We start from the raw sequence: 10,463 nt of genomic DNA, 5'->3' as shown, positions 1-10,463 counted from the left end.
GTGCGGCTTCACTTTCGATCTGCTGTGCTGCTTTGCGTGCTTTGGCGCGAGCGATGGCCGCTTCTACGGCAGATTTCCGTGGGTCTATTGCTCCCTCTGTCACGGCCGTATCAGTTTCTCCGACGGATTGCTGTTTTTGCGCCTGAGCTGCACGAGCCTGCGCTTTACGCGCTTCGCGCGCGGCGGCGATGGCGCTGTTATCAGGCAATGCGCCAGATTGAATCACAATCGGCTGCGTAGCCTGCTGCTGTTTTTCCTTCACGCGCGCCAATGCAGCATGAATGGCGTCCTGATCTGTCGCCGTTGGCTGAACCGCGGCCTTTTTATGGCGTGCTTCGCGGGCGATTTTTTCACGCTCAAGACGAAGTTGACGCGCTTCAAAACGCGCCTTAGCCTCTGCGGCACGCTGCTCTTCAAGACGAATTTCGTGTATTTCCGCTTTTTCCTGACGGAAATACTGCACCAACGGAATACTGCTTGGGCAGACCCATGCACAGGCGCCGCATTCGATGCAGTCAGAAAGATTGTGCGCGGTGGCTTTATCGTGTTGCTGACCTTTACTGAACCAGTACAACTGCTGTGGCAGAAGATCGGCTGGACAGGCATCAGCACAGGCGCTACAGCGAATGCAGCCTTTTTCCTCTTCCGGCTCACCCATTTCCGCAGGCGAAGGTGCCAGCAGACAGTTGGTAATTTTCACCACCGGGACGTCCAGCCACGGCAGGGTAAAGCCCATCAGTGGGCCACCCATAATCACCATCTGATCGCTGGATGGACAAAAATCGGCGTGTTTTAACAGATGCTGTACCGGCGTACCCAGCCGGGCCCACACGTTACCCGGTTTACCCACGGATTCGCCCGTCAGCGTCACTACGCGCTCGGTAAGCGGCTCGCCATCAATAATGGCGCGCTTAACCGCATAGGCGGTACCGACGTTTTGCATCAGCACGCCGATGTCTGACGAACGTCCCCCGTGGGGAACTTGCTTACCTGTCAGAATTTGCGTCAGCTGTTTTGCACCGCCGGATGGATACTTCGTCGGGATCACGCGCAGATGGATATTGTGCTGGCCAGCCAGCACTGCCCGCATCATGGAAATCGCCTGCGGCTTGTTATCCTCAATGCCGATAAGCACCTGCTGCGGCTGCAGAATGTGCGCGAGGATCTGAACACCTTCAAGAATTTGCGCGGCGCAATCTTGCATCAGACGATCGTCGGCGGTGATATAGGGTTCGCACTCGGCGGCGTTGATAATCAGCGTATTAATTTTGTCGCCGCCGCCGCGCAGTTTCGTACCCGTCGGGAAGCCCGCGCCGCCTAAACCGGCCACGCCAAACTGATGAATACGTTCGATAAGCTCTTCGCGGCTACGATTTTTGTAATCATTCCAGCCGTCGCGTGGCGCCCAAAGATCTTCTCCGTCTGCATCAATAATGACGCTCATTTCCGGCAGGGCGGAAGGGTGTGCCGTCGCGTGCGGCTCAATAGCCACCACCATGCCAGATGTTGGCGCATGAACCGGCAGCATTTTGCCCCAGCCGCGGGTCAGTGGCTGACCGCGCAGTACGCGATCGCCGGGCTGTACGCTCAGTTCGCCTTCGGCGCCAATATGCTGTTTCAGGGGGATAACAAAACGCTGGGCCAGCGGGAGCTGGCGCAGGGGCGTCCCGTTTGACTGCGTTTTCATTTCCGGCGGATGAATACCGCCGTCAAAATCCCAGACTTTGTCTTTTCTGAACGCGGAGAATAGCTTAAACATGTTGTTCCACAGGAATAATTCGTACCGGGATTGTATGCAAATCCCATTTCCAGCTGTCGGTGGTGGTCTCTACCGGGCGTAATTCAATGCACTGCGTCGGGCAAGGCGCCACACACAGGTTACAGCCGGTACACAGATCGCTCATCACCGTATGCATGGCTCGCGTAGCGCCTACGATGGCATCAACCGGACAAGCCTGGATACATTTGGTGCAGCCGATACAGTTGGCTTCATCAATAATGGCGAGCATACGCGCGGGTTCCGCAGCGGATTCATCCGCGTCAATCGGTTGGGGATCGACGTTCAGCAGCTCGGCAATTTTCAACATCACCGCTTCGCCACCGGGGGCGCAGCAGTTAATTTTTTCGCCGTTGCTGACGGCTTCGGCGTAAGGGCGACAGCCCGGATAGCCGCATTGCCCACATTGGCTTTGCGGCAGCAGTTCATCAATCTTTTCGACAACAGGGTCATCCTGCACCGCGAAACGGCGTGAGGCGTAGCCGAGAATGACGCCAAAAATCAGCCCTAACAGGCTGATTGCAGCGACAGCAATCCAGAAGGTCATCATTACAACTTCACCAGCCCACTAAAGCCCATAAAGGCTAACGACATTAGACCTGCAGTAATCAGCGCAATAGCGTTACCGCGAAACGGTGCGGGCACATCGGAAACGACCAGACGCTCGCGGATGGAGGCAAACAGCACCATTACCAGCGAGAAGCCGACGGCGGCAGAGAAACCGTACAGCGCCGACTGTAGAAAATTATGCCCGAGGTTGATGTTCAACAACGCCACGCCGAGTACGGCGCAGTTAGTGGTAATGAGCGGCAGAAAAATACCGAGCAGACGGTATAGCGCTGGGCTGGTTTTACGTACCACCATTTCGGTGAACTGAACCACCACGGCAATGACCAGAATAAAGGCCAGCGTACGCAGGTAGATAAGATCCAGCGGGATGAGGATCCAGGTATCGATAAGCCAGGCGCAGATGGACGCAAGCGTCATCACAAACGTCGTCGCCAGCCCCATTCCCATGGCGGTCTCCAGCTTTTTGGAAACCCCCATAAACGGGCACAGGCCCAGGAACTTCACCAGCACGAAGTTGTTGACCAGCACAGTACCGATAAAGAGCAATAAATAGTCAGTCATCATTCGACCTGTAACGAAAAAAGCCACCTATTATCTGACAAAGCATCGTCAGCGACAACAGGCTAAGTGTGGGGTTATTAGGCGCGGGTAAACGTCCGTTTTACTCGCGTAGAGCGCTTGAAGTACGGGACGATAAGCGCGGCGGCCAACAGTGGAAGCAGCAGCTGGCGTACGGCCAGATCGTCAGCTATTGGCGAGAAGGCAAAGGCTTTTACCGCCAGAATGACGCCGACCATCAGCCAAATAATATAGTGCTTGGGCACGTTGCTGCGGCGTTTAAAGAAGGCAACGGTCAGCCACATGGTGTAATACCACATGGCGACAAACGAGATAAACGACAGCGCTAACAGGACGATGTTGCTGGTACCAAGGTCTTTTAACAACGCCAGCGTTTGCGGTGAAAACAGAACGTAGGTGAATTTAACCAGAGTTACGCTGATGCTTATTAACTGAACAATTAGCCAGGCCAATGGGGCAAGCAGCCATCCGCCAATTCGTTCTGCAGAAATATCTGACATTGTGTCTCCTGAAAATCAGCGCCAGTGGTGAGGTAAATTACAGGCCGTGGAGTATAAGCAACTGGCGCTGAGGAGAAAACCCTTATTGCACGAAACGCCAAATGGATTTAGGCACCTGGCCTACATCGTACAGACGTCCGCCGGAGACCAGTTCGGCTCGACGGTGGTCTGCGGCGCGGTACATATTGATCAATTCTTCGGTGCTGGTGATGGAATAGTTAAGGTGGTCATAAAGTTTTTCAAGTGTCTCAAGCGAACTGACTTTGCGGAATTTTAATAAATAATCCAGAACGGTCATTTGTGGGTATCCATTTATAATGTTAATGCCACCAGGCATCGCTTTTCAGCCGAGGTAATATCGGGAAAATGATGGAGGTGGATTCAGTTTTTATCGCCAATGTGATTATTGGCATCCGTCTTGTTTTGGGTTCAGCCGGTTAGGATGAATCTCAACGGGATATTATGGATTATTTGTTTTATACGAATGAATTTCAATAACAGAAAATGTGCTTATTGATTTCACCCCGAAATTAGCGGGTTTTCAACGTGCAGGGCGCCGGATGACGCCCTGAAGATAGAAGGGGATTAACGACTTTCGCCACGGGTGGCAATCACATCCTGATACCAGAAGAAGCTCTTCTTACGCTGGCGTGCCAGATTTTTCTTATGATCGACATAGACAAAGCCGTACTGCTTTTTATAGCCGTTAAGCCAGCTCAGTAAGTCGATAAATGACCACGGATAATAACCGCGGACATCCGCACCCAGTTCAATGGCCTTTTCCAACGCATCGATATGCATACGCAGGAAATCAATACGCGGGTCGTCAACGACTTCGCCATCGATAATCGGGTCGACCGCGCCCAGCCCGTTCTCGGTGATATAAATAGGGATGTCACCGTAGCGTTCTTTAATCATCATGATGCCGTCGGTCAGGCCCTGCGGCCAGATTTCCCAGCCCCATTCGGTGTAAGTACTTTCCGGATTACGGACGAAGTAGAACAGTCCTTCAACACCTTGTTCACCGCTGACTTTTTCAACCGGTGGCTGTGCGGACACCGTTTCACGACGATAGTAATTAAGGCCGATAAAATCGCAGAGGTTAGTACGCAGGAGCTCATCGTCACCCGGTGCAAAACGCGGCACACCCCACAGTGCCTGTGACTGCGCCAACAGCTCATCAGGATAACGGCCTTTTAGTACCGGATCGTAGAACCAATGCGTATGGATTGCATCGGCAAGATCGCTAGCGGTTTTATCTTCTGTGCTGTTGGTGAGCGGTGTATGGGGCTGGAGCACATTTACAAAGCCAATCTCACCGTTAATCTGCATCCCGCGGAAGGCTTTCACGGCCAGCGCATGCGCAATAAACACGTGATGGCAGGCCTGAATCGCACGGGCCGGATTACGGACTGACGGTGGGTGATTGCCGGTAATGTAACCATGGCCAATAAACACAATGGTTTCGTTGAAGGTGGCCCATTTTTTCACTCGCGAACCGAATCGGGCGTAGCACAGGCGCGCATACTCTTCGAACGCTTCCGCAGTAGAGCGGGCTTCCCAGCCGCCTTCGTCCTGTAATGCCTGCGGTAAATCCCAATGATAAAGCGTAATCATGGGCTCGATATTATGGGCCAGCAGGTCATCGATGAGATCGCTATAGAATTTAACCCCGGCTTCGTTGATTTCGCCGCGGCCATTTGGCATCAAACGAGGCCATGAGATCGAAAATCGGTAGCTTTGCAGACCCATTTCAGCCATCAGCTGAACATCTTCTTTTACGCGATGATAGTGATCGACGGCAACATCACCGTTGGTTCCCTGATAGGTTGTCCCCGGCTGGTGGGAAAAAATATCCCAAATAGACGGGCCCTTGCCGTCCTCATTATATGCACCTTCAACCTGGTACGCCGCAGTGGCAGCACCCCATAAAAAATGCGGGGGAAAAGCAGACATATAACACTCCTTATCTGTGTGATAAGGGGAGTGTAAAGAGTGGCATTAAGGCGTGCAACCGGTTTCAGAAACCGGTTGCACAGATGAGATCCGAATCACTTTTTTAGTGTGACAGCGTTACTTTTTCTGTAACGATGCGGTGGCAGCCGGTTCCGGTGATTGATAGTTATCGATGTGGTGTGCGACAACCAGCAGAAGAGCGGAGAAACCCAGGATAACCCAGCCAAAAAGTTCAACAATACGGTTCATTACGGAAGTCATGAAATTTAGCTTACAGTCCATTGATAAAATAGTGCCGGAGCAAGATCTTAGCCTGCTTTTCCCACAACGCAAGTGTTCAGCCGAAACGATTCGACAAGTGATGATTATTTCATCAATTGCGCATCCGAAAACCAATAATGTTATTAAACTGTTGTATGAAATTGTGAGATAAGGTCAAATAAGAAATCGATTACAAAATGATGTGAACCGCATAAAACGAAGAATGAGGCTGCAATATGAGTGACCAAATCCGAGTCGGACTAGTGGGTTATGGCTTTGCCAGTAAGACGTTTCACGCGCCGCTCATCAGCGGTACACCGGGTATGGAGCTGGCGGTTGTCTCCAGCAGCGACGCCAGCAAGGTTCATGCTGATTGGCCTGCGGTGAAGGTGGTTTCTGACCCCAACGCGTTGTTCGCCAACCCTGATATCGATCTGATTGTTATCCCAACGCCGAACGACACCCATTTTCCGTTAGCCAAAGCGGCGCTGGAAGCGGGGAAGAATGTGGTGGTCGACAAACCGTTTACCGTGACACTGTCACAAGCACGCGAACTGGATACGCTGGCGAAACAGCAGGGTAAGCTGCTGTCAGTGTTCCACAACCGCCGCTGGGACAGCGACTTCCTGACTGTTAAAGCGCTGATTAACGAAGGTAAGCTGGGTGATGTTGTCTATTTCGAATCGCATTTCGATCGCTACCGTCCACAGGTGCGTGCCCGCTGGCGCGAGCTGCCGGGCCTCGGAAGTGGCATTTGGTATGACTTAGGGTCACATCTGTTAGATCAAACGGTGAATCTGTTTGGCCTACCGCACAGTCTTCAGGTCGACCTTGGTCAACTGCGTCCCGGTGCGCAGGCCACGGATTACTTCCATGCCGTGTTGACCTATCCACAGCGACGGGTGGTATTACACGGTACGCTGCTGGCGGCGGCAGAAACCGCGCGTTATATCGTCCATGGAACCCAGGCGAGCTACGTTAAGTTTGGCCTCGACCCGCAGGAAGACCGACTGAAAAGCGGTGAACGGCCACCGCAGGCGGACTGGGGCTATGATATGCGCGACGGTGTTTTGACTACGGTTGATGGGGAAACCCGTGTGGAAGAAAACTGGCTGACGTTGCCGGGGAATTATCCGGCTTATTATGCTGGGATCCGCGATGCGCTGAACGGTATTGGTGAAAACCCGGTGCTTGCAGGCCAGGCGATACAGATAATGGAACTGATTGAACTAGGGATTGAGTCGGCGAGGCATCGCGCGGCGCTGAACCTGGTGTGATAACCGTGCAATAAAAAATCCCGGCAGCCTTATTCGCTGCCGGGATTTTTTTATCCACGCATGGTTATCCGCGCAGAACGCGGGCTTTCAGCGCCTGCTTTTCACTGTCAGACAGGAAGGCCATTTCCAGACCGTTGATCTGTGCCTGGCGAATCAGCTGTGGCGTTAAACCGGCTGCCGGTGCAGCAACGTGATACTCATGCTGAATATCAATACCCTGTACCGCCGGGTCATCCGTGTTAAGGCTTGCCATAACACCATGCTCAAGGAACCTTTTCAGCGGGTGCTGCGCTAGCGATGGCACGGTGCTGGTCTGAATATTCGAAGTCAGGCAGGATTCAATGCCGATTCGCTTTTCGGCCAGATAGTCCATTAATGCCGGATCCTGTACAGCTTTCACGCCGTGACCGATACGTTCGGCGCCGAGATCGCGAATAGCCTGCCAGATGCTTTCCGGGCCTGCCGCTTCGCCAGCATGCACGGTGATACGCCAGCCGGCATCACGCGCGCGGGTGAAGTGATTCAGGAACAGATGACCTGGGAAGCCCAGCTCGTCACCAGCCAGGTCCAGCGCGGTGATCCCATCACGGTGCGCCAGCAGGGCGTTCAGTTCTTCTTCACACGCCGCTTCGCCAAAGGTGCGGCTCATGATACCAATCAGGCGCGCTTCAACATTAAACGCTTTGCAACCTTCCTTCACACCGGTAATGACCGCTTCAACCACGCCATCAACTGGCAGCTGGTGAGTCATCGCCATGTAGCGTGGTGAAAAGCGCAATTCCACGTAGTGCAGGCCGTTGCGGGCCGCATCTTCAATGTTTTCAAAAGCCACGCGGCGGCAGGCATCGAGCGAGGCCAGCACTTTTACGCCCCAGTCCAGCTTGCTGAGGAAGCTGACTAAATCGGGTTCATTGCTGGTAACCTGCACGTGCGGGATCAGGGTGTCGAGGGTGGTAGCTGGGAGCGCGAGATTGTACTGGTGGCCGAGGTCAAGAATGGTTTGTGCACGGATGTTGCCGTCAAGATGGCGGTGGACGTCGGTTAAAGGCAGGTTGGTATCAATCATAGTTGCACTCTGTTTATAGTTGAAGGTTTTTAGTTAAAGTGCAAATCATTATAACATAGGGCCATAATCGATTAAAAGTATTGAAAAAGATACGGATATACAGGGATTTGGTTGCATAACATGGAGTTTTTAGCAGTTTATTGTTTGGCGCTCGTTCACCGCTTTTCTTATCAATTCTTGCCGTACATCCTTCCTGTACCGATTAAATTCATTGTGTTGATTGTTATTAAATGAATAACACTGAAGTTCTTTTACCGCTATTTTTCCGTCGCTAACAACCCGGTAAATTGCCCGCAGATGAATTGGGCGCGCCTTTGCGTGGATAAAACGCGCGCCGCTAACTGATGAGGTTTTACAATGTCTAAAGTGGTGACGTTTAATCGTACCGGCGGTCCGGAAGTACTGGAAATTGTTGATGTGCAGGTATCGGCGCCTGCTGCCGGGGAAGTCCAAATCCGCGTACAGGCGTTGGGCCTCAATCGCGCAGAAATTATGTATCGTAGCGGTCAATATGTCATTGAACCGGATTTCCCGGCGCGGCTGGGTTATGAGGCCGCTGGCGTGATTGAAGCGGTTGGTGTCGGGGTAGATGGCTTTGCGAAAGGGGATGCGGTTAGCGTGATCCCCTCGTTTATGTTCAATCAATACGGTATGTACGGTGAAATAGTAAACGCACCGGTACACGCAGTGGTTAAACATCCTGAAAACCTCTCGTTCGAACAAGCGGCGGCAAGCTGGATGATGTACGTCACGGCTTACGGCGCGCTGGTTGAGTACGGGAATCTGCAGGCAGGTCAACATGTGGTGATTCGTGCCGCCTCCAGCAGCGTCGGCCTGGCCGCTATTCAAATTGCAAATATGCTTGGTGCAAGGCCTATAGCCCTTACGCGAACCCACGAAAAACACGGCATGCTGATGAATGCTGGCGCTGCTGCTGTAATCGCTACCGCCGAGCAGGATATGGTGGCTGAAATCACGCGGGCGACGCAGGGGGAAGGGGCACATATTGTTTTTGACCCCGTGGGCGGCCCGGACGTAGCAAAACTGACGCAGGTGATGGCACCGCAGGGCATATTTTTCCAGTACGGCGCTCTCGATAGCCGCGATATGCAAGTGCCCGTATTTGATATTCTGGGTAAACACCTTACGCTGCGCGGCTATGAACTGTTTGAAATCACGACTGACAGCGAGAAGATGGCGCGAGCAAAATCGTTCGTCACGTCCGGTCTGCGTTCTGGCAAGCTAGCGCCAATCATTGATAAAACCTTCCCGCTGGAAGCGATTGCTGATGCTCATCGTTATATGGAAGCCAACGGGCAAGTCGGGAAAATTGTGGTCACTGTTGCCTGATACTTCAAATAAGGCATGGGCTGTTGGGTATCCGGCAGCCTTGCCGTTATGTCTGGGTCGGCAAACAACGTGCACATCCGCAGGCTCGTTATCATGGCATGCACAAACGGCGTTGGCGGTTAAAAACAAGCCCGTTGGGTGATGGTCTTTCCTACCAAGATCACAGTGTCAGTTTTTGGATCGGCGTTGAGTACGACATTGCGAATTTGCGGGCAAAACAGCTCGTTATTCTGTTTGCTGCACTCCAGTTGCTTTAAAAAGCGAGAGCTGCTCGGGGTGAGAGAGACCTTGGCCGTGCGGGCATTTTCGGCGCGGCATTCAAACCCTTCGCGGTTCACTTTGGCGACGGCGTCAGTCAGGCTCATGCCGGTCACGTTCAGCGTTTTCACTTCTTCGGCAAAAGCATCGTCTGATACCCGCGTCAGCGAGCAACCTCCCAGCAGGCTGGTAGCCAACACAAGGATCAGACTTCTACGTACTACGTCCAATTTGGCGATGATAGGCATGCTTAACTCGTAACTGGCTGAATATGAAAAGAGACTGCTAAAGCATGGCCTGATTTACCCAGTATGCAAGTGATAAGAGAAGTACTTGCTGCGCATTGACGCGAATAGGCAAAAAGCTTGCTTTACAGTCCCAACTCGCTCAAGCCTGGATGGTCATCCGGGCGTCGCCCCTGTGGCCAGTGGAAAAGTCGCTCGGCGGCGTTAATCGGCAGATCGTTGATGCAGGCAAAGCGGCGATGCATAAGCCCGTCGTCGGCAAACTCCCAGTTTTCGTTGCCGTAAGAACGAAACCAATTCCCGCTGTCATCATGCCATTCGTAGGCATAGCGAACGGCGATGCGATGACTTTCAAATGCCCATAATTCCTTGATTAAGCGGTATTCATGTTCTTTCTGCCATTTACGTTGCAGAAACGCCTGGGCCTGGTCTCGGCCATTTACAAACTCGGCGCGGTTCCGCCATTGGGTATCAAGCGAATAGGCAAGGGCGACTTTTTCCGGGTTGCGGCTGTTCCAGCCATCCTCGGCCAGGCGGACTTTCTCAATGGCACTTTCACGGGTGAAAGGGGGCAGCGGCGGGCGAATGCTCATCAGGCGTTCCTCATGGTTAATTTAGGTAGAC

General features: G+C 52.8%; 12 protein-coding genes. 2 read left to right on the top strand and 10 right to left on the bottom strand.

What is annotated here, in order from left to right; all coding sequences use genetic code 11:
* From rsxC to blr, 7 genes are all read right to left on the bottom strand, one after another.
* Nucleotides 1-1,759: electron transport complex subunit RsxC (gene rsxC, locus KP80_RS20520; RefSeq protein ID WP_052285497.1), on the bottom strand; the 1,759-nt coding region annotated here is incomplete at its 3' end.
* Complete coding sequence (gene rsxB, locus KP80_RS20515; RefSeq protein ID WP_052285496.1) at nt 1,752-2,327, bottom strand: electron transport complex subunit RsxB; 576 nt, start codon at nt 2,325-2,327, stop codon at nt 1,752-1,754. The genes rsxC and rsxB, both read right to left, overlap by 8 nt.
* Nucleotides 2,327-2,908, bottom strand: coding sequence for an electron transport complex subunit RsxA (rsxA, locus tag KP80_RS20510; protein ID WP_052285495.1), 582 nt, complete (start codon nt 2,906-2,908; stop codon nt 2,327-2,329). The genes rsxB and rsxA overlap by 1 nt, the downstream gene beginning before the upstream one ends.
* A gap of 77 nt (nt 2,909-2,985) precedes the next feature.
* Nucleotides 2,986-3,426, bottom strand: a complete 441-nt coding sequence (locus tag KP80_RS20505) for a DUF2569 domain-containing protein (protein WP_052285494.1) — start codon at nt 3,424-3,426, stop codon at nt 2,986-2,988.
* 82 nt (nt 3,427-3,508) lie between these two features.
* Nucleotides 3,509-3,724, bottom strand: coding sequence for a transcription modulator YdgT (ydgT, locus tag KP80_RS20500; protein ID WP_052285493.1), 216 nt, complete (start codon nt 3,722-3,724; stop codon nt 3,509-3,511).
* Nucleotides 3,725-4,011: 287 nt separating this feature from the next.
* Nucleotides 4,012-5,382, bottom strand: a complete 1,371-nt coding sequence (locus KP80_RS20495; protein WP_052285492.1) for a GH1 family beta-glucosidase — start codon at nt 5,380-5,382, stop codon at nt 4,012-4,014.
* A gap of 117 nt (nt 5,383-5,499) precedes the next feature.
* Entirely contained in the window at nt 5,500-5,643 is a 144-nt protein-coding gene (gene blr, locus KP80_RS20490) for a division septum protein Blr (protein WP_052285491.1), read from the bottom strand.
* Nucleotides 5,644-5,879: 236 nt separating this feature from the next.
* On the opposite strand from blr, the gene KP80_RS20485 reads away from it, so the two are divergent.
* Nucleotides 5,880-6,920, top strand: coding sequence for an oxidoreductase (locus tag KP80_RS20485; RefSeq protein ID WP_052285490.1), 1,041 nt, complete (start codon nt 5,880-5,882; stop codon nt 6,918-6,920).
* 64 nt (nt 6,921-6,984) lie between these two features.
* Here KP80_RS20485 and add read toward each other — a convergent pair whose 3' ends face one another.
* Nucleotides 6,985-7,986: an adenosine deaminase gene (gene add, locus KP80_RS20480; RefSeq protein ID WP_052285489.1), complete on the bottom strand. Its 1,002-nt coding sequence runs from the start codon at nt 7,984-7,986 to the stop codon at nt 6,985-6,987.
* Nucleotides 7,987-8,343: 357 nt separating this feature from the next.
* Between add and KP80_RS20475 the strand changes: the two genes are divergently transcribed.
* Complete coding sequence (locus tag KP80_RS20475; RefSeq protein WP_052285488.1) at nt 8,344-9,336, top strand: zinc-dependent alcohol dehydrogenase family protein; 993 nt, start codon at nt 8,344-8,346, stop codon at nt 9,334-9,336.
* Nucleotides 9,337-9,455: 119 nt separating this feature from the next.
* On the opposite strand, the gene KP80_RS20470 is transcribed toward KP80_RS20475, so the two are convergent.
* Entirely contained in the window at nt 9,456-9,842 is a 387-nt protein-coding gene (locus tag KP80_RS20470) for a hypothetical protein (protein WP_052285487.1), read from the bottom strand.
* Nucleotides 9,843-9,964: 122 nt separating this feature from the next.
* Nucleotides 9,965-10,432, bottom strand: coding sequence for a DUF1348 family protein (locus tag KP80_RS20465; RefSeq protein WP_052285486.1), 468 nt, complete (start codon nt 10,430-10,432; stop codon nt 9,965-9,967).
* Nucleotides 10,433-10,463: the final 31 nt, after the last annotated feature.

The organism is Kluyvera genomosp. 1 (genome assembly GCF_001266615.1).
GTDB lineage: Bacteria > Pseudomonadota > Gammaproteobacteria > Enterobacterales > Enterobacteriaceae > Kluyvera > Kluyvera cryocrescens_A.
The sequence above is the reverse complement of the archived record's forward strand: the minus strand, read 5'-3'. Positions and strand labels throughout refer to the sequence as shown.

Bases quoted from the DNA above. Each gene is read 5' to 3' on its own strand.
- rsxB (WP_052285496.1), bottom strand. From the start codon at position 2,327: ATGATGACCTTCTGGATTGCTGTCGCTGCAATCAGCCTGTTAGGGCTG.
- rsxA (WP_052285495.1), bottom strand. From the start codon at position 2,908: ATGACTGACTATTTATTGCTCTTTATCGGTACTGTGCTGGTCAACAAC.
- KP80_RS20505 (WP_052285494.1), bottom strand. From the start codon at position 3,426: ATGTCAGATATTTCTGCAGAACGAATTGGCGGATGGCTGCTTGCCCCA.
- ydgT (WP_052285493.1), bottom strand. From the start codon at position 3,724: ATGACCGTTCTGGATTATTTATTAAAATTCCGCAAAGTCAGTTCGCTT.
- KP80_RS20495 (WP_052285492.1), bottom strand. From the start codon at position 5,382: ATGTCTGCTTTTCCCCCGCATTTTTTATGGGGTGCTGCCACTGCGGCG.
- blr (WP_052285491.1), bottom strand. From the start codon at position 5,643: ATGACTTCCGTAATGAACCGTATTGTTGAACTTTTTGGCTGGGTTATC.
- KP80_RS20485 (WP_052285490.1), top strand. From the start codon at position 5,880: ATGAGTGACCAAATCCGAGTCGGACTAGTGGGTTATGGCTTTGCCAGT.
- add (WP_052285489.1), bottom strand. From the start codon at position 7,986: ATGATTGATACCAACCTGCCTTTAACCGACGTCCACCGCCATCTTGAC.
- KP80_RS20475 (WP_052285488.1), top strand. From the start codon at position 8,344: ATGTCTAAAGTGGTGACGTTTAATCGTACCGGCGGTCCGGAAGTACTG.
- KP80_RS20470 (WP_052285487.1), bottom strand. From the start codon at position 9,842: ATGCCTATCATCGCCAAATTGGACGTAGTACGTAGAAGTCTGATCCTT.
- KP80_RS20465 (WP_052285486.1), bottom strand. From the start codon at position 10,432: ATGAGCATTCGCCCGCCGCTGCCCCCTTTCACCCGTGAAAGTGCCATT.